Raw genomic sequence first — 22,056 nt, 5'->3', positions numbered from 1 at the left:
GGCTACCTCGCTCCGTCGCCGTCCTGCTCGCGCAGCATCCGGTCGATGTCCTCGATCGAGAAGACACGCTTGCGCCACAGCTCCAACACGGTCTCGCCTCGGACAATCCGGCGCAGCGTCACGGGTGTCCAGCCGATCCGGCGCATGCTGAGCGCCGCGTCGGCCTCGTTGCCGTTCAACCCGGCCTTCAGCCAGGCGATGGCCTCGTCGTCCTCGAACACGTGCCCGTACCACTGCATGGCCCAGCCGTTGGCGATGTCGGGGCTCATCGGGTTGTGGGCGTGGCTATACACGGAGTCGCCCGCGATGTGCTCGGCCAGCCGGGTCAGCTTCGGCGGCCGGGGTCGCCTGCCCGGTTTTCCCTGCGCCCGCATACGGCGGGCCGCCTGCTCGAACGTCTCGTCGGAGTCCGGCGCGGACGGCGCGATCCATGGGTCCGGCCGAGGCCGAGGCGGACGCGGCGGGGGAAGCGGCGCGGGGTTCGGGTCGCGTCGCGGCGGGGAGTACGGGTTGTTCCCTGTGGCGTGCGACCAGGATCGCCGCGGCGTGCCGGGCTGCCCCTTGCCGGTCATCGCGTCGCGGAGCTTCCGGGCCGCGGTTGCCTCAACGGTCGAGGAGGGCGACTTCACGAACTCGCCGAGGTCTTGCAGCTTGCTGAGGACTTGCTTGCTGGACAGGCCGAGTTCCTTGGCCAGTTCGTGCACACGTGCTTTCCCTGCCATTTTGCCGCCTCGTGTGCGGTGAGGAGTGCGGCGGGCGCGCCGGTGCGTCCGGGGCACAACGGGACCGGGTCAGTCCTGTTGGATAACTAGGGTAGCGCGGGGCAACATGAACGTAATTCTGGGGTCGACCAGACGTTCGACCGCGACCTACGGCCGCCACCGGTCGCGATCCGGGCGGGCTCGGCCGAGCGTCCCGTCCGCGTCCACGTCGTGCTCGACCTCGTCGTCGACCGCCTCACCGTAGGCGTCCTCGCTCGTGATCCGGGTCAGCTCGTCGAGTTCCCGGAGCTGCGCGGGGGTGAGTACGCCGCGCCGGTTCCGGCCCCGCGCGACGGCGTCGGGTGTGTCCTGGTCGTCGGCCCACGGGTCGTTCAGTGCGTCCTCGCGGGCGCACTGCTCGCACTCGAAGGGCTGGTCACCGATCAGCGGCCGGTCAGTGCGCATCTTCCCGACCTGGCAGCGCCCGCAGAACACGGGGTAGATCGTCCTGCTCGTCATGCCCTTGACCTCCAAGCCGTACGGCGCGGCGGCCTTCACCTCGGTGTCGGTCGCCGGTGGGCAGATCGTGTAGACCGACGGCCGCCTGATCCGCCGGGCCCCGTTCGCGAACGAGCCGTCGATCACCTTGAAACCGAAGCTCCACGCCGAGCGGGGTCCGGCCGCCCGCGCCGCCTTCACTGCCAACTTCGAGTTCGCGGTGGTGCCCGGCATCAGGTCGACGGCGAGCACGATCCCCCCGCCGCCGACCGGCCACGGGTCGCCCTCGCTGGTGATCGCGGGTAGCCGCGGGTCCCCGGGACGGACCTCGACGCCGGACGTGACGACGACGCCGCAGCCGCGGAGCCAGTCGTGTCCGATCGCGACCGCGGGGAGACGATCCCGGATCGCTTCGGCGAGGGCGCCGCGTTCGATGAGCTGCCCGCGGTGCTCGACACCAATGGGGCCGAGAACCGCCGTCACCCGCTCGGCCTTCCGCCCGGCTGGACGGGCTGGGGTCGGCGAGGCCAGCGCCGCGGTCTTGTACTCCATGCCGTCGGGCGGTGGCGCATGGTGGTGGTCCCTCCGGGGTCGGGTGCGAGTGCACCGACCCCAGCGCCCGCGATCCCGAGGAGACGGTGTGCGGGCACCGGGGTCGGCTGCGCCCCCGGACACCATCACTGTGGACCAGGTGCCCGCGCCGATGTGGTCGGCGCGCCGCGCGCCTCACCGGACCGGCCGCAGCACCGGATGATCCTGGTGGTGCGCGGCCCGTCGGTCGGTGTTGCGACCTCCCCGGGCAAACATCGGCGCCCGACGGGCCGCGTGCACCTGTCCGGGACCGGACCGGCGACCGGGCGGACCCGGTCTGGTCCCGGCGCCCACCGGCGCGCCCGCGCCGCAACGGGTCACCACCTCGCCGATGATCGGGCCGCGCGGCCGGGGCCGCCCGCCCCTGGTGGTGGGGCGACGCCGTCGGTCCCGGTCGTCGCGCTACTTGCCGTTCGTGGCCTTGTCGTACTGCCACAGCGCTCGGTCGAGCGTCCGCAGGTCCGTCTCACAGCGACGCGCGATGGAGGCACACAGGTCGACGTACTCGCGGTAGTACGGATCGTCGGCGACCTGCTCGCCGTGCTGTTGCAGCGCGCGGATCGCCCGGAAGTCGACGACCGTAAAGCGGGTCGGGTCGGCGACGGTGAGGAAGGCGCTCGCGACCGGGTTGCCGACGCCGCGCAGCAGGCGCAGGACACGGTGAGCGAGACGGTCCGGTCCACCGAGCGCCATCGTCGTGATCGCCTCGACGTCGTCCTCGGCGTTCTCCTGGAACAGGGGGAGCGTCCGGTTGGACTTCCACTTCATGACGGCCTCGCCCTCGGCCTTGGTGAAGTAGCCGCGGTCGTGCACAGCGGGGTGGACGTCGCGCAGCACGGGGGCGTCGACCATCGGGTCGTAGCGCCCGGCCCACTTCTCGACGAACGCCTTGTTGATCTTCTTTGTCATCGTCGCCTCCGGCCACCATGGTCGAGGCGGTGAGACCAGTACGACAGCCCGTCCACGCTGGTGGGTGACACCGATCGGCGGGGTGGTCCGGTGCCCGGACCGGGGGTGGTCCAGGGGTGGCCCGGCGGTGGTTCGGCTTGGCCCGGCCACCCGCTCGGTCTCGCGGTCCACCCGTGAGAGCAGAGCGGGCGACACCCCGTTCGAGGTGCCGCCCGCGTCGTTGACGAGACCGGTCTCAGGCCGTCTCGTCCGGAGCCGGGTCCGGACGGATCGGGGTCACGTTGTCGGCGCCCCCGACGGCCTCGACCTTGGCCGCGCGGCGGGCCGCCGCGGTGCCCGTCGGCGACGGCGGCGCCCCCTCGGCGTGAGCCAGCCGTTGCAGCTCGCCCCTGTAGGTCGTGATCACCGCGTCGAGCAGGGCCGCCTTCTGGTCGGCCGGGATGGTCGAGCCGTTGCCGTCGATCACCTCGACGTTGGCGAGGATCGAGGCGACGGCGCATGCCTGGTCCTGGTTCAGCGCGTTGTTGAACGCCGTGATCCGCAGCAACTCGCCGGTGGTCGGGCCGGTGATCGCGGCGGCCCCGCCGTCGGGCCGGACCTGGTAGCGGGGGTGTTCAGGGGTGTGCATGGTCGGTCTTGACCCTCCGGGATCGGCTCGCCGCCGTGCCTGGCGATCGTCACGAGCGAGGCGGCGGAGCCTCACGAGATAGAGTGCGAGTCCGTCCGATTCGGACGGATCGGCACCCCGCGATGTGTGTGCGCGTGTGAGCGCGCGGGGGATGTGATCCCGCACCGGCGGGTGTGGTGCCGCATGGCGCTACACCCGCTTCGACGTGGGGATCTGTAGGCGCCGATGGCGCCGCATCGCCCTTGTGAGATCTCTGGGGGTCAAGGGGTCGCAGGTTCAAATCCTGTCGTCCCGACAGGCCGAACAACAGCCCGTTGATCTGGGAAACCACCAGGTCGGCGGGCTGTTTCGCTGTCCGGGTGTCGATCATCATGCTGGTCGTCCCGCAGCCTCCTGGGGACCATGTGGGGACCGCGGGGCCCGCAGGAAGGCCGTCAGCGAGACCCCGGCGGCCGACACCGCGGCCTGATCCGGGTGCAGGTAGCGCTGCGTCGTGGTGGACACCGCGCCACGGCGGGACGGGCCGGGGCGGCCGCATCCGGTGGGCGCCGAACGGTGCTGCGGCGTAGGGGACACCGAGGGACGCGTCGGCCTCGGTCAGGGCGCCTCCGCGCAGCATGCCGCTGCTGACGGTCGCCGTGGGCGGGTGGGACACGAGGGGCACCTTTCGTGCGGGCCGATCCGCGAACGGTCTGCCGCTCACGGCCGGTCGCCGCGGCGGGCGTCGGTGAGCGCCGCGGCGACGGCTGGGGCGTCGTCAGGGCAGGGTGAAGGTGGGTGGGCCGACCGGGGCGGAGACCTGGCTCAGCCGGTAGAGCTCTGCCCACGGTGCCGGCGTGCCGGGTGTGCCGACGTCGCGGGAGGGGTCGTCGAGGTCGAGGTCGAGCCGGGCGCCCTGCACCGTGACCTGCTGCCCGGAGGTGGTGGGCAGCCAGTCGTTGGTGGTGGGGATGCCGGGCTGGACGGTGCCGATCTCGACGGCGAGCGAATGTCCGGCGGGCAGTGTCCAGTCCATGGACTTGAGCTGCACCGCGGTGTCGCCCTGTTCCAGCGCCGAGACCTGCTGGTTGACGATGACACCCTGTCCGTCGGGCGCGACGTCGTGCAGTCGGACCATCAGGTTGCCCGTGCCCTGGGCGGTCACCGCGATGTGGGGGGTGCCGGTGAGCCGGGTGGGTGCTCCGACGGGATGTGATCGTTGCACGTAGGAGGACGCGGCGCCGTCGTCGGTGTAGGTCCCGCCGCCGACCTGCACCGTGGCGTTCCGGTCGGCTCGTGGCCAGCTCTGTTCGGCCCGCCAGGCGCCGGTGCTGTCCTCGATGGCGAAGGCCGGGTACTGCGTGGTCGGCGGGATTCCCCGTACGTGCTGGTCGAGGAAGGAGAAGACCTCGTCGAACCAGCCTTCGCGGCCCAGCTCGAGTCGTCCGTCGGCGGTGCGTTCGCCGCCGCGCTTGTGGTCCCACTGGCCGAGCCAGGCCCGTTTCGGGCCCTGGTGGTTGGTCAGGAACTCGGCCATGCCCTCGGGCTCGGTGTTCCATTCCAGGAAGCCCTGGGTGAGGAAGATCGGGGTGGTGGTGCCCTTGGCCCGTTCGGCGAGGTTGCGGATCTTCCAGGTCTCGGAGTCCGGGTTCGGGTCCATGTAGGACGCCGTGTTGAGGATCGGGCACTCGGGGTGCGGTCCCGTGGCGGTGTCCCAGGCGGCGTTGCTCAGGTACCGGGGGTCGTCGTCGGGCATTTGGGCCTGGGCGGCGATCTGGTTGTAGATGGTGGGCACGGAGGTGACCGTCGATCGCGGCACGCCGCCGGAGCGCAGGTTGCGCCGGACGTCCCAGATGGGTTCCTGCGCCACGACGGCCTTGAGCGCAGGGTGGCGCAGGTTGTTCCCGACGAGTGCGGTGATGCCGTCCAGCGACTTGCCGTACATGGCGATCGACCCGGTCGACCACGGTTGTGTCGAGGCCCAGTCCAGGGCGGCGGTGACGTCGGCCTGGTCGGCGGGTCCGCCGATGGCCTCGGTGCAGCCGGTGGAGCCGCCGAACCCGCGGGAGTCGACCATCACCAGGCCGTAGCCGCGCTCCAGGAGCCGGCCCTCGCCGGTCAGGTCCGCGAACCGTTCGGACGGGCCCGTGTGCGCGAAGCCGTCGATCGTAAGCTGTCCGGAGTGTCCGAAGTAGGCGCCCGCGGAGAGGATGAGCGGCACCTGGCCGTCCGCGGGCAGGTCCTCGGGGAGCAGGACGTCGGCGTGCAGTTCGACGCCGTCGGCGGTGGGGAAGTAGTGCTGGGTCCAGCGGGCGCCCTCGGGCACGCGGTCGTTCTCGGCGTGGGTGACCGAGTGGGTGTCGGTGGCGACCACGGCGGCCGGCGCCGGGGTCGGTGCGTTCGCGCAGCCGGCGAGTATCGCCAGGGCGAGGACGCCGGTCGGGAGAGCCTTCTTCATGACAGCAGCACCAGGGTGAGAGCGAGCGAGTTGGCGACGACGTGAGCGACGACCCCGGGCCACACGGACCCGGTGCGCCGCAGGAGGATCGCGGCCAGGAGACCGACGACGACGGCGGCGACGACGCCGAGCGAGGCCGTGGGCAGGAAGGTCAGGACGAGCGTCGCGGCCGCGCCCGAGAGCACCGCGCTGCCCACCACGGAGACGACCGCCCCGTAGCGCAGCAGCACCGTGGTCACGAGCCCACGCAGCAGCAGTTCCTGGGTCAGCGGGATCGCGAGTCCCAGGACGACCAGGCCCACGACGGTCGTGTCAGGCCGGGGGGCGCCCAGCGGGACGCCCAGGGTCTCCAGCCCGAGGGTGGCGCCGACGGTCGTCGCGAGGGCGACGATGCCGACCCCGGCGCCGGTGAGCAGGGCGCCCGGTGAGGCCCGTCGGATCCCGAGGGCGCGCAGCGACCGGAGCCGGGGGCGGGTGGCGCCGAGGAACCCGCCGGCCGCGGCGAGGGCCGGTAACGTGAGCAGCGCGACGTCCGCCCAGGAGCCCAGCGCGGCCGCGTTGTCCCGGATCACCGGGGGCAGCCGGTACAGCGCCAGACCCATCAGGACCAGGCCCGCCACGAGCTCGCCCCAGCCGGGGGCTCGGATGGTCTCGGTGGGCTTCTCGCGGATCGCTGTCAACATGCAACGGACGCTAGGAAGGCCACCCGGCTGCCCGGATCGATCCTCGGACTGACGTTGGGCGTCCGAAGCATGAGCGGCGACCGGCATGGGGGGCTTCCGGCACGAGGAGTGGGGGCCGCCAGCAGGAGAGCATCGTGTGTTCTGGCCGCCGGCGTGACCGTGCTGTCGCTCCGATGCCATCGCTCGGCGCCGGTCCGGATGCCCCGACCGGCCGCGGACGAGGGCCGTGAGGTCCGGGGTTCACCGGGTTGTCGCGTCGTGGCTCCGGTCGATGCCGGCCGGGAGCAGTTCGTCGAGCATGGGTGTGCCCTCGGGCGGGGTGGTGAGGGTCAGCGTGAACCGCGGGCCGCGCAGCACCACGTCGACGGTGCCGAACGGCCAACTATCCTGCTCGGCCAGGGCCCCGTGCCACTCGCCGGTCCGCCGGTCCCGCTCCGCCCCGAGCGGGCATGCCACCGGTGGCGGGCCTGCTCGCCGGGAAGGCGCAATCGGGGCTGCATCGCCCGGCCCGGTCGGGCAGGCCGTCGCGGTGCCCAGTGCCGAATGCCGGGTCCAGGACAGGGCTCGCCCGGAGGGCGTGCACGGCGCGACCGGCCAGCCGGCCGGGCCGCGGTCACCCCGCGCGCCGGATCCCGCGGAGCAGCGCCGCCTGCAGTGCGGGGCGGTCCTCGGGCACGCCGAGCCGGATCGCGTGCTCGACCCCGCACATCAGGTGCTTCAGCCGGTGCGCGGTCACGCTGCGGTGCACCACCCCCGCCTCGTGCGCCCGGCGCAGCACCGCGTCGTACCGGTCGAGGATCGCCGTGATGATCTCCCGGACCTCCGGTGTGTGGCCCGCCTCGCGCACCAGGACGTCCTGCACACCGTCGTTGCGGAGTTGCAGGTCGAGGGCCTGGTCGACGAGCCCGGCCAGCGCCTCCCACGGATCACTCGTCGCCATCGCCTCGGCGCAGGCGGTGTCGAGCTGTTCGAGGGCGTCACGGGCGAGCGCCTCGACGAGCGCCTGCACGGTCGGGAAGTGCCGGTACACCGTCGCCACCCCGACGCCGGCCGCCCGGGCCAGGTCGTTGTGGCGCAGGTCGGCGAGGTTCCGGGTCCGCGCGGCCTCGAGGATCCGGTGACGGCTCCGTCGGGCATCGGATCGCGGCGCTCGCATGCCGCAACTCTACCTCTTAACCGGATGAACCATCCGCTACAGTCGAAGAGACGGATAGATTATCCGATTGGAGTGCTCATGCCCTGGAACCCGCACGCCCTTCCCGACCAGTCCGGCCGAGTGCTCGCCGTGACCGGCGCGACGGCCGGAATCGGCTACTTCGCCGCCGAGCAGCTGGCCGCCGCGGGCGCCCACGTCGTGCTGCTCGGGCGGTCCCCGCAGAAGCTGGCCGTCGCCGAACGGAGGATCACCGAGCAGGTCCCGGCGGCGACCCTCAGCTCCGTCGTCGTCGATCTCGCGTCGCTGGAGTCGGTCTCCGCAGCGGCCGACCGGCTCGCCGCGATCCCTGCGCTGCACGGGATCTTCCTCAACGCCGGCCCGGACGCGACCGTCCGCGGGGTCACCGCGGACGGGCTCCCGGTGCAGATGGGCACGCACGCCGTCGGCAACGTCGCGCTCGCCTCCGCCGTCCTGCCGCTGCTGTCCCGGACCGCCGCGACCCAGCAGGGCCGGGGGCGTCTGGTGTTCGCCGGCACCGGTTACGTCCGGCGGATCGCGGTGTCCCTGGACGACCTCCTGCAGGTGCCCCGGTTCAGCATCACCGCCTACGTCAAGGCCAAGACCGCGCTCGAGGTGTACGCCTACGAGCTGGACCGCAGGCTCCGGGCGGACGCCGTCCCGGTCGACGCGATCGTGTCCGATCCCGGGGTCGGCGTCGACGCGAAGACCCCGGTCCGGGCCGGGATCGCCGATCCGGCGATCCGCTACCAGCGCAACCCGTTCACCCCCTGGGCGCAGGGGAAGGACGCCGCGGCCTGGTCCGCGGTGCGTGCCCTCGCCGATCCGGACGCCGTCGGCGGCAGCTGTTACGGCCCGGCCGGTGCCGTGCGCGGCGTACCGACCCGGCTCGAGCCGGTCGCCCGCACCGCTCGTCCGCCGGCGGGGGAGGCGCAGCGCATCACCGCCGAGCTGCTCCGGATCGCCGGGATCGAAGCGGGTGCGACGCAGCGGCACCGGTAGCGCGGGCCCGGCCGGGGGCCGGGCTCAGCCGGCCGGATGGACGGCCCACTCGGGCATCTCGGGGAACGGTGCGAGCCGGTAGGCCGGGGGCTCGGTGCCGTGCAGGTGGCGTACCAGGTGGTCCCAGGTGCGCCGGGTGACGTAGTGCCGGCGGCCGGTGAAGTCGTGCTCGGTGCCCGGGACGACGAGCATGTCGACGTCGGCGTCGGCCTCGATGAGCGCGTCCACCAGCCGCATGGCGTGGTGCGGCAGCACGTTGTCGTCGAGCTCGCCGTCGATCAGCAGCAGCCGCCCGCGCAGGTTGCCGGCGTGCACGGTGTTGACCAGCGCCCGACGGGTCTCACCGGTGAGCTCCCCGTAGTTCTGCTCGACCCAGAACGGCAGGTAGATCGAGAAGTCGTGCGGGCCGGCCTGGGCGACGCCCACCGAGAACAGCTCGGGACGGGTCAGCATGGCCCGGACGGTGAAGAACCCGCCGCCGGAGTGGCCGGTGATCCCGACCCGGCCGGTGTCCAGCCAGGCGTGCCGCCGGCCCAGCTCGCGGATGGCGGCGACGTGGTCGTCGAGTGCCGCGGTGACGCCGCGATCGCCGTAGGACTGGTCGAGGAACGCCGCGCTGCGCACCGGGGTGCCCCGGCCGTCCAGCGCGACGACCGCGAACCCGAGCGCGGCCAGCGCCTCGGGCTCGCCGGTGAACAGGTCGCCGAACGCCGGCGAGGCCCGGTGGATGTTGGGTCCGGGGTAGCTGTGGTCGACGACCGGATAGCGCCGCGCCGGGTCGAAGCCGTGCGGGCGCCACAGCAGCCCGTGGATCGGCGTACGCCCGTCGGCCGCGGTCGTCCGGAACCGCTCGGGCGGGCTCCACCCGGCCGCCTCCAGCGCGGCCGTGTCCGGGGCCTCGAGCTCGACGCGCACCCGGCCGTCGTCGCCGAGCACCCGTGCGCGGGGCGGAATGCTGACGGTCGAGGCGCGGTCGAGGAGGTAGCCGCCCCGGGGCGGGGCGACCGCGTCGTGGTCGAGATCGTCGTCGGTGATCCGGACGAACCCGCCGCCGTCGAGATCCACCCGGCAGATCTGCCGGAGGTAGGGGTCGTCGTTCAGCCCGCAGGCCAGGAACCACACCCGGCCGCGGTCCTCGTCGACCCACAGGACCCGGCGGACCAGCCACTGCCCGCCGGTGACCCGGCCGAGCAGCTCGCCGTCGGCGGAGTAGCGGTACAGGTGGCCCCAGCCGTCGCGCTGCGACCACCAGAGGATCTCGCCCGAGTCCAGCACCCGCACCAGCGGCGGGACGTGCAGGTACGGCGAGGGATCGACCCTGGTCCGGCCGGTCTCGGTGATCAGCGTCGTCAGCTCACCGGTGGCCGGATCGAGACGGCGCAGCTCCAGGGTGCGGCCGTCGCGCGACTGGTGCAGGACGTGCACCGCCGCGCCGTCCTCCCCGGTCCACCACCGCCGGGCGAGGTTGTACTGGCCGAGCACCTCCGGCCCGCCCGACGCCGCCACGTTCTGCCTCGTGCGCACGTCGAGCACGTGCCACGTCACGGTCGCCTGCGCGTCGTCGCCGGGCATCGGGTAGCGGATGCGGTGCGCCACCGGCCTGCCTCCGCCCTCCGGTGCGGCCTCGACCAGCACCTGCTCGGGCAGCCCGCGCTGGTCGATCCGGTGGGTGATCAGGCGGGTGGAGTCCGGCGACCACTCGGCCACCAGCAGCGAGCCCATCCCCAGCAGGGGGAGCTTGAGCTTCGTCCCGGCCTCGGGGAAGCCGCCGTAGTCGTGGTGCGGTTCGGCGTCGTCGGTGAGCGCGAACTCCTCGCGGCCGTCCCGGCTGCGCACCCACACGTCGCCGTCCCGCCGGAACGCCACCAGGGTCCGGTCCGGTGACAGGATCTCGCCCGGCCCCACCGGCGGACCGGCCGCCTCGACCGGTGTGCAGGTCCCGGCCCGGTCCGACCACTCCCATCCGGCGTCGAGGGCGGAGAACCGGACCACGTCCGGATCCCGGCCGGGGAGGTCGAACTCCACCGCGGTGAGCGGCAGGTCGTCGGCCGCCACCGCGTGCCCGGACGCCTCCGACAGCGCGGCGGCCAGCCGCTCGTGGTCGAACGCGTCCCGCCGGGTGCCCGCGGCGGGATCGACCAGGACGTACCGCCCGCCGGAGCGGTACCGGAACCGGGTGCCGTCGGCCGACCACTGCGGTACGACGGCGGCGGTCGGGACCAGCCGGGCCCGGTAGGGCGCGAGCATCTGCTCGGCACGGGCGTAGTCGGCGTCGGTGAGCCGGATGCGGTCGGCCTGGTCGGTCATGGGACCTCCTCGTCGGGTGCCGGGGACGACGAGGCAACACCCCGACGTCACGTCGGGGTCCAGGTGGCTGCGACGCGGATCACATGCCGGCGCAACCCGGCCGGGTGTTCACGCCGAGCACCTGTGGAGCGCTCCGACGACCTTCTCCGGGGCGGTGTGGGCACCATGCCGTTCAGGGCGAAGCCGGTGCGGCCGGGACAGGGGCCGTACGCAGCGTGTCACTGCTCGTCGGTCCGCACGGGAACGAGGCGATCGACGAGGCGTTCTTCCACGTCGGGGAACATGAACGAGTCGTCGACGATGCGCAGCCGGCCGTCCTCCGTGCGAAGCCATCGCACCCCGGCGGCGTCTGTGAACGCGATGTCGATGTGGACTCCCGCCGGGTCGACGTCGAGCGCGCCGCGCTCTGCCAACACGGTTTCCAGTGCGTTGCTGAGCTTTCTGCTTCGTCCGCTGTCGTCGGGTCCCTGGGTGCCGCGCTCGACCGCGACGGAGAATTCCGGGTCGTCGCAGTACACGCGGAGGACGAGACGGAAGACGGGGAGTCCGCTGGTATTCGCGCCGTTCACGTACCAGCGGTAGCGGCCACGGTAGATCCAGAACGCGACCCTGCTCGCCTGGTTCGAACGCTGCTCGTCGTGGCGACGTCGCTCCTCTTCGGCGTACCGGGTGAGCTGCCTGTCCATGGCTGCCCGTTGTGTCCGGTAACTGCGGAAAGCGACCACGCCGGCGAAGACTGCGCCGCCGAAGGTGAGGAAGGTCCCGACGGCGTTGACCCAGTCCGCCCATGCTCCCGGTTCCATCCGGAAAGCGTAGCGAAGTCGCCGAGGACGCTATGCCTGTCACGAAATGAGATGCGAACGGTCGCTCCCGCAAATTGCGAATGCCGTGCACGGTGCGCGGCGCGTGCCGCGTACTGGTCTTCTCGTGGCTCGGCCCTTTCGGGGGCCACGGGTTCGGCGGGCCGGAGAGTGGCTTCTCCCGGTGGCTCCCGTGCGACGGCTGGTGGTCCTGCCGCGGTCGCCGTGCTCGGAGGGCCGACTTCCGCGGCGTGCGTGCATCCGGCGTAGGCGGTTCGGGCACTTGACGTCCACCGGGTGGGGTCTCTAGCTTCGTCGTCGATCGTACGTATACAAACTAATGCACGGGCCGCAGCGCCGGCGCCCGACGCGCACCCCACGGTTCCGTACCCGCGGACCGTGTCACGGAGCATCGCCGTCAAGGAGGACCGCATGCCGTTCGATCCGCTCCCCGTCCGACGCCCGGGGTGTCCGCGATGACCACCGTGGACCTGGTCAGCAGCCTGCTGCTGCTGGCGGTGTTCGTCATCGGGACCACCACGAAGGCGAACATCGGGGCGCTCGGCCTGCTGGCCAGCTTCCTGCTCGGCAGCCTGTACCTGCGCGACGAGGACGTCTCCGAGCTGCTGTCCGGGTTCCCGATCTCGCTGTTCCTGCTGCTGCTCGGCGTGACCTATCTGTTCTCGGTCGCCGGCAGCAACGGGACGATGGACTGGCTGGTCGGCGCGACGTCGACACTGGTGCAGGGCCGGGGCCTCGCGGTGCCGGTCGGTGCGTACACCGGTGCGGTGTTCCTGACCGCGCTGGGGGCGCCGTCGCAGGCCGCGATCGCGGTACTCGCCCCGGTCGCGATCAGGCTCGGCCGGGAGTGCGGCATCCCCTCGTTCACCACCGGTCTGGTGATCCTGCTCGGGGTGGGTGCGGGGAGCTTCTCGCCGGTGAACGTCCTGGCGATCATCGCCAACGAGAGCCTCGCCAACGGCGGCATCGAGCCGGATCCGCTCGGCCTGTTCGCCGGCATGGTCGTCGGGAACACGGTGATCGCCACCGCGGTCGTCGCGGTGCAGGCGGTCCTGCTCCGGCGGCGGACGCCGGTCGAGGCGGCCCGGCCGGTGGCGGTCGGGGTGGGCGGGGCCGGCCCGGCCGGCATCGACCGTCCCGACCTGGCCGACGGTCCCGACCGGGCCGACGACGCCGCCGGGACCGACACCGCCGGTCCGGCCAGGGCGCCGATCGACCTGCCGGTGGCCTGCACCCTGGCCGGCCTGGCCGTCGTCCTGGTCGGCGCGCTGGGCCTCGGCTTCGACCTGGGGGCGCTGGCGCTGGGCGTCGGCCTGCTGCTGCACGTGCTGTTCCCGCGTCCGAACTCGACGGACGGCATCGCCTGGCCGATCATCCTGCTGGTCTGCGGGCTGATGACCTACATCGGCGTGATGCAGCGGGTCGGCACGTTCGACCGGCTCGGCGACGCGCTGGGCGGGATCGGCTCGCCGCTGCTGGCCATCCTGGTGATCTGCCTCGGGCTCGCGCTGATCTCGATGTTCGCCGCCAGCCCGGCCGCGATCGGCACCGGCGTGACCCTGGCGATCCCGCTGATCGCCGTCGGCGGCCTGCCGGCGACCGGGGTGGTGATCGCCATCTGCCTGTCGATCAAGCTGACCGACACCAGCCCGTTCAGCTCGGTCGGTGCGCTCACGGTCGCCGCGACCCCGGAGGAGGACCGGACGAAGGTCTTCCGGTGGCTGCTGGCCTGGGGGATCGCGATGATCGTGATCGGGCCGCTGCTGTCGATGCTGTTCGTCGTGCTCTGACGGGCGGCGGGGCCGGTCCCGGCGCCGCCGGTATGCGGGGCCGGCCCGGTCAGCGGACGTCGGCCTCCATCTGCACCCCGTGCCGTCGGTCGTCGGTGCGGGCGACCGATGTCGTGCGCGTCCGTTCCCGGACGTGACGATCCGCGGCTGCTCCGGCACCCCCGCCGACCCGGACTCGGCCCGTCACCGGGACGGTGACGGTCGGGGACGGAGAGGACGGTGGTGGCGGTGGGCACGCGGACCGGTGCGGACGCGGTGGTGATCGGGGCCGGTGTGATCGGCTCGGCGATCGCGCTGGAACTGGCCAGGGCGGGCCGGCGGGTGACCGTCGTCGACCGGGCCGGTGGTCCCGGCGAGGGCTCGACCAGCGCCTCCAGCGCGATCGTGCGCTACAACTTCTCCACCCTGGCCGGCGTCGCGACGCAGATCTCCCCGGGAGCGCGGCATCGCCGTCAGGCCAGGCAGGTGAGGGGCGTGCCGCCGTTGTAGGTGACCATGTCGCCCAGCGCCGCGAACACGTCGATCGCCCCGCCGCGGTCCAGGCCGCCCAGCTCGGCGTAGGCGCGGTGCAGGTTGCCGACGATCCGTTCGGCGTCCGGCCAGCCGGCGAAGCGGCCCAGATCGGTGTCCCGCGCGGCCTGCAGCGGGGTGACCCCGGCGGCCCGGCCCCTGGCCGCCAGATCGAGCACGAACCGCAGGTAGTCCAGGGTGTCGTCGAGCGGGCCGTGGCCGTGGAAGACCGGGCCGTGGCCGGGGACGGTGGTGGTCGCGCCGAGCGGCGCCACCACGTTCTCCAGCACGTCGACGGCGCCGGCGACCGACCCCATCAGCAGGAACGGGGTGCCGCCGTTGAACACCAGGTCGCCGCAGAACAGGGTGCCGCGCTCGGGGAACCAGACCAGCGAGTCGTTGGTGGTGTGCGCGGGCGTCCCCACGTGGCGGACCTCGGCCCGCAGCTCGCCCAGGTGCAGCGTGACGCCGTCGGTGAAGGTCAGGAACGGCGGATCGAGCGGAAGGTCGCCCCAGTCCGGGTTCTGCCAGAACGGCAGCTCGCGCGGCGGCCCGAAGGCGATCATCTCCGCGCGGGCCCGCTCGTGCGCGACGATGGTCGCGGTGTCGAACAGCGCGTTGCCGAAGGTGTGGTCGCCGTGGTGGTGGGTGTTGACCAGGGTCCGCACCGGTGCCGCGGTGACCGAGCCGATGGCGTCGACGAAGGCCCGGGTGCGGCGCTCGGTGGAGCACGAGTCGATCGCGACCACGCCCTGCGGGCCGACCGCGAAGCCGGTGTTGTTGATCCACCAGGTGCCGTCCGGCTGCACGTAGGCGTGGATGCCGTCGGAGACCTCCTCCAGCCGCGGCGGGCCGGGGACGGTGATGTCGTGGGTGTGCGCACTCATGCGTGCTCCTTCCGCAGCGGACGGACCGGTGCGCCCGGGACGACGGGTGCGTCGATCGCGCCGAGCCCGTCGATCTCGAGCCGGACCCGGTCACCGGGGACCAGGTAGGGGTAGGCGTCGGCGCCGTGCACCCGGGACAGCTCGAGGATGCAGCCGGTGCCGACGGTGCCGCTGCCGATCAGGTCGCCGGGCAGCACCCGGGTGCCGCGCGAGGCGTAGGCGATCATCTCGCCGAAGCTCCAGTACAGGGCGTCGAGGCGGCCCGCGCTGTACCGGCGGCCGTTCACCGCGGCCGTCATCGCGGCGGCCGCGGGCAGCTCGTCCGGGGTCAGCATCCACGGCCCGCAGCTGGACGCCGAGTCCTTGCCCTTGGCCGGCCCGAGGTTCAGCCGCATCTCCTCGGCCTGCAGGTCGCGGGCGCTCCAGTCGCAGAACAGCGTGTACCCGGCGACGTGCGCCACCGCCTCGGCGGGGGAGAGGTCGGCGCCCTCCCGGCCGATCACGGCGGCGATCTCCAGCTCGTAGTCGAACGCCGCGCTGCCCGGGGCGACCGGCACCGGGTCGTGCGCGCCGCGCAACGCTGCCGGGTTGGTGAAGTAGAAGACCGGCTGCCGGTACCAGAGCGGATCGACCTGCAGCCCGATCGCGGCGCTCGCGGTGACCACGTGCTCCTCGAACGCCATGAAGTCCCGCACCGACGGCGGCCGCGGCACCGGTGGCAGCAGCCGCACGGTGTCCGGGTCGATCCCCGGCCCGGCCGGCACCCGGGCGGCGGCCTCGTCCAGCGTGCCGAGCAGGTCGATCAGGGGTGCGTCCGCCGGGTGCAGCCGGCCGTCCCGCCAGACCGCCGCGCGTTCCGTGCCGTCCGCCTCGGCGTAGCTGCTCCATCGCATGGCATCACTCTGGCCGGGACCGCCCACCGGATCATGGCCCGATCAGGTTGCGATCCGCGGTGGCCGCCGCGCGGGCCGCGGCCCGGAACACCGCCACCGCCTCGCGCCGGTCCGCCGGGCGGCTGGCGACCGCGATGCCCGCCTTCGGTCCCTCCAGTGGTACGTACCGGACCCCGGGGTGCGGGAAGTACCGGCGGGCGGGTTCGGCGTGCAGCCCCAGCCGCCCGCTCGTCGCGACCGCTGTGGGGACACCCGAGGGGGAGCGCACCGCCACCCGCCCGCGGCCGTCGCCGGCGGCCCCCCAGTCGGCCAGCCCGGGCTGGGGACCGACCGGGGCGACCCAACGGTGGTCGGCGACGTCGGCGAAGGTGAGCCGCTCGGCGTCGGCCAGCTCGGAACCGGCCGGCACCACGGCGAACCGGTCCAGCTGCAGCGCCCGGTCGAGCACCAGGTCGTCCGCCCCGCCCACATCGTGCACGAGGGCGACGTCGACCTCGCCGGACCGCAGCGCGTCGTACTGGTTCTCCCAGTCGAGCTCCACGCTGACCAGGTCCAGCGACGGGCAGCGGGCCTCGACCAGCGCGCGCACGGTCGGCCACAGGTCGGCCAACCCGAACCCGAGCACGCCGATCCGCAGCAGCGTCGAGTCGTGCGGCGGGCCCTCCACCTGTTCGACGAGCGCGTCGAGCTGGGCGAGGACGGTGGCGGCCCGCGGCAGGAAATGCTCGCCGGCCGGGGTCAGCGTGACCCGGCGGCTGGTGCGGGCGAACAGCGGCGTGCCGATCTCCCGTTCGAGCGCCTGGATGCGGCGGCCGAACGGCTGCGCGGCGATGAAGTGCGCCTGCGCAGCACGTCCGAAGTGGAGCGTGCGGGACAGGGTGACCGCGTACCGGAGAGCGCGGACGTCCATGTCCCTCACCACCTCGTGAACCCTCGCGCGATGGTACGACGCCCGGGCGTCCGGATCGCAACCTCTTCGGCACATGCTTGGCGCCCGGCCCGCGGCCACGCTGGCCCGATGACACGCACCTTGATCCGCGGTGGCCACGTCCTCACGATGGATCCCGCGCTCGGCGACCTGCCCACCGGCGACGTCCTCGTCGAGGACGGGACGATCGTCGCCGTCGGCCCGTCACCCACCGATCCCGAGGTGACCGATGCCGAGGTGATCGATGCGAGCGGCCATCTGGTGCTGCCCGGCCTGGTGGACACCCACCGGCACACCTGGCAGTCGCTGGTCCGCGGGATCTGCGGGGACTGGACGCTCGGCGACTACTACTTCGGGATCCGGCTCGCGATCTCGCCCGCCTACACCGCCGACGACGTGCGGCTCGGCAACCGGCTCGGCGCCCTCGACGCGCTGAACGCCGGGGTGACCACCCTGCTGGACTTCTCGCACTGCAACAACACGCCCGACCATTCCGACGCGGCCGTGCTGGGACTGCGGGACACCGGGATCCGCGCGGCGTTCTGCTACGGGTTCTTCGAGAGCTCCCCCGAGGCCAGCCGGTTCGGGGACCATGCCGCGCGGCTCGCCGACTTCCACCGGATCGCCGACACTTACTTCGCCTCCGACGGGCTGCTCACGCTCGGGGTCTCGCTCTCGGAGCTGTTCGGCCTGCCGTGGGACCGGACGGTCGCCGAGCTGGCCGCCGCCCGCGAGCGCCGGGCGCTGATCGTCAACCACACCGGCTGCGTCTGGGGCAGTGTCCTGACCGGCGGCGTCACCGAGCTGGACGCGCTCGGCCTGCTCGGCCCGGACATGGTGCACGTGCACTGCAACACCCTCGACGACGACGAGTGGAGCGCCCTGGCCCGCAGCGGCGGCAAGGTGTCGATCTCGGTCGAGACCGAGCTGAACATGGGCATGGGCCGGCCGGTCTTCGAGCGGTGCCGCCGGCACGGGCTCGCCCCGACGCTGTCCGCGGACGTCATCTCGCTGAACTCCGGCGATCTCTGGCACGAGCTGCGGTTCGGGCTGGCCTTCGACCGCTGGGACGCCACCGAGGCGGTGAACCGGGCGAACGCGATGCCCGAGGCCGTCACGACCACCGCCAAGGAGGCCCTGCGCTGGGTCACCGTGAACGCCGCCGACGCGCTGGGGCTCGGCGACCGGATCGGCTCGCTGACCCCGGGCAAGCGGGCCGACCTGCAGCTGGTCGGTGGGGGAGCGGTCGAGCAGCACCCACGGATCGACCCGTACGCCACGCTGGCCTTCCAGACGACCGCCGCCGACGTACGGACGGTGCTGGTGGACGGCCGGATCGTCAAGCGCGACGGCGTGCTGACCGGGGTGGACCTGCCGGCGCTGACCGCGGAGGCGGACTCGGCCGCCGATGCGGTGCTCGGCCGGATCCGGGACGCCGGCCGGGAGCTGCCCGGGACCCCGCCGGGCGCCTTCGAGGCGCTGGAGCCGATCGCCCGCGGCTGGCACGACGAGGCGGTCCGGGCCGTGCAGGCCGCCCGGGCCTGACCGGCCGGTCACGGCCCCACGGGACACCGGCCTGCGGACCGGGTCAGTGGCGGACGCCGGTCTCGGCCCGCTCGGCCAGGGCCGTGTTCATCGCCGCGAAGCCCGCCTCGGTGGAGCGCAACGTGCTGCGCAGCAGCGGGACGAGCAGTCCGGAGAACCGCTCGGACTGGGTGAACCGGGTGGCGCCGGGGCCGAGCGGGCGGACCTCGAAGGAGTGCGCGCCGGCGAAGATCCAGGTGGCGAGCAGCCGGCCGAGCCAGGCGAGCCTGCGGCCGGGCTCCACCTCGGTGACGGTGGGGGAGAAGTTGTTCGGCTTCCCGCCGGGTGGGACGACGGTCACCGCGAGCCGCGCGCCGACGACGAGATCCCCCTCGAGCCTGGTCATGAACGGGTTCCAGGTGGGGTAGGCGGCGGTGTCGGTGAGGACCGCCCAGACCCGGTCGGCGGGAGCCTGGATGTCGATCGTGTGGCTGAGGATGGTGGGCATGGGGGTCCTCTCGGGATCCGGTCGCCGCGGCCGTCGTCGGTGAACCGGCACGAGTAGACGATCCGGGGCGCCGTCGCACCCAGGGCGCGACCGGTCACGGCGGGGGGCGGACCGGACCGGTGCGGCCGGCGGGGCACCTACGTGGGTTCTACCGACGCGGCTCCACCGGCTCCCCGACGACGCTGGCGTCGGCGCGGAGTACCCCCGCTCCGCCGGTCCGGCCCGTCGTGGGCCGTACGAACAGGAAGGACACCGATGACGTCGGTCGATGCAGTGCTCGATCCCGCGGGCAGGGCCGTGATCCCCCCGACGGTCCTCACCGGGGTCCTCGACGTCGGGCGCCGGGAGGGATCGTCGGTCATCCCGTGGTTCTCCGGGACCGGCCTCGAACCCGGCCTGCTGCAGGCCCCGGGCGTGCTGGTGTCCCTGCACCAGGTCCGGACGGTGCTGCGCCGGGCACTCCCGGCGCTGGACCGGGGCCCGCTGGGCATCGAGATCGGTGAGCGGGACGCGCTGCTGTCGTTCGGGCTGCTCGGCGTCGCGATGCGGGCCTCCGGGACCCTCGGCGATGCGCTCGCCCTGGCCGAGGAGCTGCACCAGACGGCGGGCAGCCTGCTCGACATGGAGCTGGAGGACCTCGGGGAGCACACCGCGATCCGGTTCCGCGAACGCTGGCCGGACCCGGACCTGGTGGCGTTCCTGTGCGAGGAGGCGCTCACCAGCACCCTGGTCATGATCCGGTCGATGCTGGGAGAGCAGTCCTGGGTGCCGTCCCGGGTCGCGCTGACCTACCCGCCGCCCGTCCACGCCGCGCACTACCGGCGGACCTTCCGGTGCCCGGTCGGCTTCCGGTCCGCGACGAACTCCCTGGTCCTGCCGTCGGCGCTGCTGCGCAGGCGGCTCGCGACCGCGCACGAGCCGACCCGGCGGGCGGCGCTCGAGGCGTGCCGGACGATGTCGGCCCAGGGTGAGCCGCCGTCGGACCTGGTCGCCTCGATCGAGATGATGATGGCCGGGCACCTCCGGCGACCGCTGAGCATGCGCGACGTCGCCGAACGGCTGCACGTCACCGAGCGGACCCTGCACCGCAGGCTGTCCGAGTCGGGCGTGCGGTTCCGCGACATCGCGAACCGGGTCCGCGAGCGGCGCGCGACGCTCCTGCTGGCCCGGTCGTCGGTGCCGATCAGCGCGGTCGCGGCCGAGGTCGGGTTCAGCGACGCCCGCGAGTTCCGCCGGGCCTACCTGCGCTGGACCGGCCGCACCCCGTCCCGGGCGCGGCAGGACGGCGGGGCCGCCGCCGGTCCGGTCCGCACCGCGGGCTGACCGGTCCGCACCCACCGCCGCACGCCGTACCGGCACCGCTCCCCAGAGGTGCCGGTACGGGTGCGCCGCACCCGGGAGCCGGGGCGGCGGCCCGGCGGCGGTGACCCCGGCCGCGGACCGGGACGCCGACGCCGGTCAGGGCGACGGACGGCCGGGTGGACACCGATGCCGCCGAGCGTGACCGCGGACGGAGCCCTCCGGAGTCAGCGGGCCGACGCCGCGGCGACCGCGGGGCGGTCCTGCGCGGCCGACCCGAGGAAGCCGAGCAGCGCCGTGCCGACCTCGTCGGCGTGGGTCCAGAGCAGGCCGTGCGGGGCGCCGTCGATCTCGACGTACTGCGCGTCGGGCAGCCCCTGCCGGAACCGGCGCGCCGTGGCGTCGATCGGCAGGATCCGGTCCGCGGTGCCGTGCAGGATCAGGGCCGGCTTCCCGCCGGCCCGGACCGCCTCGACGTCGGCCCGGAAGTCCTCGATCCACGAGGAGACCACGGCGTACGCCGCCACCGGCGCGCTGCCGACCGCGACGTTCCAGCTGCCGGTGACGGCCTCCTGGCTGATCCGGCTGCCCAGGTTCTCGTCGAGGTTGTAGAAGTTGTCGAAGAACTGGGTGAACCAGGCGTACCGGTCGCCCTTCGCCGCGGCCTCGATCCCGTCGAACACGTCCTGCGGCACGCCGTCCGGGTTGTCGTCGCGGGCCACCAGGAACGGCTCCAGGGATGCCAGGAACGCGAGCTTCGCGACCCGGCCGTCGCCGTACCGGGACACGTAGCGGGCCAGCTCGCCGGTGCCCATGGAGAACCCGACGAGGACGACGTCGCTCAGGTCGAGCGTCTCCAGCAGGGTGTTCAGGTCGGCGGCGAACGTGTCGTAGTCGTAGCCGGTACCGACCTTCGACGAGCGCCCGAAGCCCCGCCGGTCGTAGGTGATGACCCGGTATCCGGCGGCGAGCAGCTCGCGGGTCTGGAGCTCCCAGCTGTGCCCGTTCAACGGGTAGCCGTGGATGAGGACGACGGGCTGCCCGTCCCCCTGGTCCTCGTAGTACAGCTCGACCGGGGTGCTGTTCTCGGTACCGACGGTGATGAGTCCCATGGCTCTGTCTCCTCATGAGGCGAACAAGCGGACACCGAGTGGACCGCACCCCACCACCCCCGCCCCAGGGCCCGACCTGCCACGACGGGTGGGGGACCGGACGAGCCGGGCGCCCCGGTCCGTGCAGACGATGGGACAGCAACTCCGGTGTCCGGCCCATGTCCCGGCGGGACCCGGGTGGCGACGATCGACCACGTGAGCAGAGCAGAGCAGGCACGGCAGCACACCCTCGTGGTGGTCGCTCATCCCGATCCCCGGTCGTTGACCCACGCGGTCGCCCGGGAGATCGCCGGGGCGACCGAGGGCGCGGGCGGATCGGTCGAGACGGCGGACCTCGCGGGGGAGCGGTTCGATCCCGCGTTCACCATCGACGACGTCCGCCACTACCACGGTGCCGCCCCCGCCCCGGCCGACGTGGTCGCCGAGCAGCGGCGGATCGACCGCGCCGACCGGCTGGTCCTGGTGTTCCCGGTGTACTGGTGGTCGATGCCGGCCCTGCTGAAGGGCTGGATCGACCGGGTCTTCGTGAACGGCTGGGCGTTCGACCACTCGGTGGAGCAGGGGATCACGCCCCGGCTGACCGGTACCACCGTGCACCTGGTCCCGATCGCCGGCGGGGACGCCGACGGGTACCGGCGGCACGGTTACACCGAGGCGCTCCGGGTGCAGGTCGAGAGCGGGATCTTCGGGTTCTGCGGCGCGACCGTCGGCTCGGCGACCACGATCTTCGAGTCGGAGGCGACGACGGCGGACACCTTCGCGGCCGAGATGGAGTCGCTAGCCGCAGCCGTCCAAGGAGCCGCCGTCGCCACAGCCTGACCAACCGACGGGTTACCGCAGCCGAGCGTTGCGAG

Annotated in this window: 22 protein-coding genes; 6 read left to right on the top strand and 16 right to left on the bottom strand. The window is 73.2% G+C overall.

What is annotated here, in order from left to right:
• Positions 1-2 precede the first annotated feature (2 nt).
• The 9 genes from ABD160_RS02745 to ABD160_RS02705 all read right to left on the bottom strand — a co-directional run bounded on the left by ABD160_RS02745 (position 3) and on the right by ABD160_RS02705 (position 7,603).
• Positions 3-704, bottom strand: coding sequence for a translation initiation factor IF-2 N-terminal domain-containing protein (locus tag ABD160_RS02745; RefSeq protein ID WP_344017977.1), 702 nt, complete (start codon positions 702-704; stop codon positions 3-5).
• A gap of 165 nt (positions 705-869) precedes the next feature.
• Positions 870-1,751, bottom strand: a complete 882-nt coding sequence (locus ABD160_RS02740; RefSeq protein WP_344017975.1) for a hypothetical protein — start codon at positions 1,749-1,751, stop codon at positions 870-872.
• 441 nt (positions 1,752-2,192) lie between these two features.
• Positions 2,193-2,699: a hypothetical protein gene (locus tag ABD160_RS02735; RefSeq protein WP_344017973.1), complete on the bottom strand. Its 507-nt coding sequence runs from the start codon at positions 2,697-2,699 to the stop codon at positions 2,193-2,195.
• Between the two features lie 235 nt (positions 2,700-2,934).
• A complete protein-coding gene (locus ABD160_RS02730) occupies positions 2,935-3,327 on the bottom strand; it encodes a hypothetical protein (protein ID WP_344017972.1) in 393 nt (130 codons plus the stop codon).
• Positions 3,328-3,376: 49 nt separating this feature from the next.
• Entirely contained in the window at positions 3,377-3,946 is a 570-nt protein-coding gene (locus ABD160_RS02725; protein WP_344018012.1) for a hypothetical protein, read from the bottom strand.
• Between the two features lie 138 nt (positions 3,947-4,084).
• Positions 4,085-5,764: a CocE/NonD family hydrolase gene (locus ABD160_RS02720; RefSeq protein ID WP_344017971.1), complete on the bottom strand. Its 1,680-nt coding sequence runs from the start codon at positions 5,762-5,764 to the stop codon at positions 4,085-4,087.
• Positions 5,761-6,447, bottom strand: a complete 687-nt coding sequence (locus tag ABD160_RS02715) for a CPBP family glutamic-type intramembrane protease (RefSeq protein ID WP_344017970.1) — start codon at positions 6,445-6,447, stop codon at positions 5,761-5,763. The genes ABD160_RS02720 and ABD160_RS02715 overlap by 4 nt, the downstream gene beginning before the upstream one ends.
• 240 nt (positions 6,448-6,687) lie before the next feature.
• Positions 6,688-6,903, bottom strand: a complete 216-nt coding sequence (locus tag ABD160_RS02710; protein WP_344017969.1) for a hypothetical protein — start codon at positions 6,901-6,903, stop codon at positions 6,688-6,690.
• A gap of 157 nt (positions 6,904-7,060) precedes the next feature.
• A complete protein-coding gene (locus tag ABD160_RS02705) occupies positions 7,061-7,603 on the bottom strand; it encodes a TetR/AcrR family transcriptional regulator (RefSeq protein WP_344017968.1) in 543 nt (180 codons plus the stop codon).
• Between the two features lie 78 nt (positions 7,604-7,681).
• Here ABD160_RS02705 and ABD160_RS02700 point away from each other — a divergent pair, with 78 nt between their 5' ends.
• Positions 7,682-8,623 (top strand): SDR family NAD(P)-dependent oxidoreductase, encoded by a 942-nt coding sequence (locus tag ABD160_RS02700; RefSeq protein ID WP_344017967.1) that lies wholly within the window; start codon positions 7,682-7,684, stop codon positions 8,621-8,623.
• 24 nt (positions 8,624-8,647) lie between these two features.
• On the opposite strand, the gene ABD160_RS02695 is transcribed toward ABD160_RS02700, so the two are convergent.
• Together ABD160_RS02695 and ABD160_RS02690 are read right to left on the bottom strand one after the other, a co-directional pair.
• On the bottom strand, positions 8,648-10,930 hold the full coding sequence (locus tag ABD160_RS02695) for a S9 family peptidase (RefSeq protein WP_344017966.1): 2,283 nt from the start codon (positions 10,928-10,930) through the stop codon (positions 8,648-8,650).
• A 218-nt stretch (positions 10,931-11,148) separates the two neighbouring features.
• Positions 11,149-11,733 (bottom strand): hypothetical protein, encoded by a 585-nt coding sequence (locus tag ABD160_RS02690; RefSeq protein ID WP_344017965.1) that lies wholly within the window; start codon positions 11,731-11,733, stop codon positions 11,149-11,151.
• A 473-nt stretch (positions 11,734-12,206) separates the two neighbouring features.
• Here ABD160_RS02690 and ABD160_RS02685 point away from each other — a divergent pair, with 473 nt between their 5' ends.
• Together ABD160_RS02685 and ABD160_RS02680 are read left to right on the top strand one after the other, a co-directional pair.
• Complete coding sequence (locus tag ABD160_RS02685) at positions 12,207-13,541, top strand: SLC13 family permease (protein WP_344017964.1); 1,335 nt, start codon at positions 12,207-12,209, stop codon at positions 13,539-13,541.
• Between the two features lie 228 nt (positions 13,542-13,769).
• Positions 13,770-14,030 carry an FAD-dependent oxidoreductase gene (locus ABD160_RS02680; RefSeq protein WP_344017963.1) on the top strand — a complete coding sequence of 87 codons (261 nt, stop codon included), beginning with the start codon at positions 13,770-13,772 and terminating at the stop codon, positions 14,028-14,030.
• Here the strand turns inward: ABD160_RS02680 and ABD160_RS02675 are convergent.
• From ABD160_RS02675 to ABD160_RS02665, 3 genes are read right to left on the bottom strand one after another with little or no spacing between them, the layout of a single operon-like run.
• The gene (locus tag ABD160_RS02675; protein WP_344017962.1) at positions 13,994-14,938 is read right to left on the bottom strand and encodes an MBL fold metallo-hydrolase; all 945 of its coding nucleotides are present in this window, start codon (positions 14,936-14,938) and stop codon (positions 13,994-13,996) included. The genes ABD160_RS02680 and ABD160_RS02675 overlap by 37 nt on opposite strands.
• Positions 14,935-15,831 (bottom strand): fumarylacetoacetate hydrolase family protein, encoded by an 897-nt coding sequence (locus ABD160_RS02670; RefSeq protein ID WP_344017961.1) that lies wholly within the window; start codon positions 15,829-15,831, stop codon positions 14,935-14,937. Before ABD160_RS02670 ends, ABD160_RS02675 begins: the two co-directional genes overlap by 4 nt.
• Positions 15,832-15,862: 31 nt before the next feature.
• Complete coding sequence (locus ABD160_RS02665) at positions 15,863-16,741, bottom strand: LysR family transcriptional regulator (protein ID WP_344017960.1); 879 nt, start codon at positions 16,739-16,741, stop codon at positions 15,863-15,865.
• Positions 16,742-16,849: 108 nt separating this feature from the next.
• Between ABD160_RS02665 and ABD160_RS02660 the strand changes: the two genes are divergently transcribed.
• Positions 16,850-18,304, top strand: coding sequence for an amidohydrolase family protein (locus ABD160_RS02660; RefSeq protein ID WP_344017959.1), 1,455 nt, complete (start codon positions 16,850-16,852; stop codon positions 18,302-18,304).
• 43 nt (positions 18,305-18,347) lie between these two features.
• Here ABD160_RS02660 and ABD160_RS02655 read toward each other — a convergent pair whose 3' ends face one another.
• Positions 18,348-18,791 (bottom strand): SRPBCC family protein, encoded by a 444-nt coding sequence (locus tag ABD160_RS02655; protein ID WP_344017958.1) that lies wholly within the window; start codon positions 18,789-18,791, stop codon positions 18,348-18,350.
• 255 nt (positions 18,792-19,046) lie between these two features.
• Between ABD160_RS02655 and ABD160_RS02650 the strand changes: the two genes are divergently transcribed.
• Positions 19,047-20,114, top strand: coding sequence for an AraC family transcriptional regulator (locus ABD160_RS02650; protein ID WP_344017957.1), 1,068 nt, complete (start codon positions 19,047-19,049; stop codon positions 20,112-20,114).
• A 203-nt stretch (positions 20,115-20,317) separates the two neighbouring features.
• On the opposite strand, the gene ABD160_RS02645 is transcribed toward ABD160_RS02650, so the two are convergent.
• Positions 20,318-21,202 carry an alpha/beta fold hydrolase gene (locus ABD160_RS02645; protein WP_344017955.1) on the bottom strand — a complete coding sequence of 295 codons (885 nt, stop codon included), beginning with the start codon at positions 21,200-21,202 and terminating at the stop codon, positions 20,318-20,320.
• Positions 21,203-21,397: 195 nt separating this feature from the next.
• Here ABD160_RS02645 and ABD160_RS02640 point away from each other — a divergent pair, with 195 nt between their 5' ends.
• Positions 21,398-22,021 (top strand): NAD(P)H-dependent oxidoreductase, encoded by a 624-nt coding sequence (locus tag ABD160_RS02640; protein ID WP_344017954.1) that lies wholly within the window; start codon positions 21,398-21,400, stop codon positions 22,019-22,021.
• The last annotated feature ends 35 nt before the right edge of the window (positions 22,022-22,056 follow it).

The sequence above is a fragment of the Pseudonocardia kongjuensis genome, assembly GCF_039526905.1.
Classification (GTDB): Bacteria; Actinomycetota; Actinomycetes; order Mycobacteriales; family Pseudonocardiaceae; genus Pseudonocardia; species Pseudonocardia kongjuensis.
This window is presented reverse-complemented; position numbering and strand designations above follow the sequence as displayed.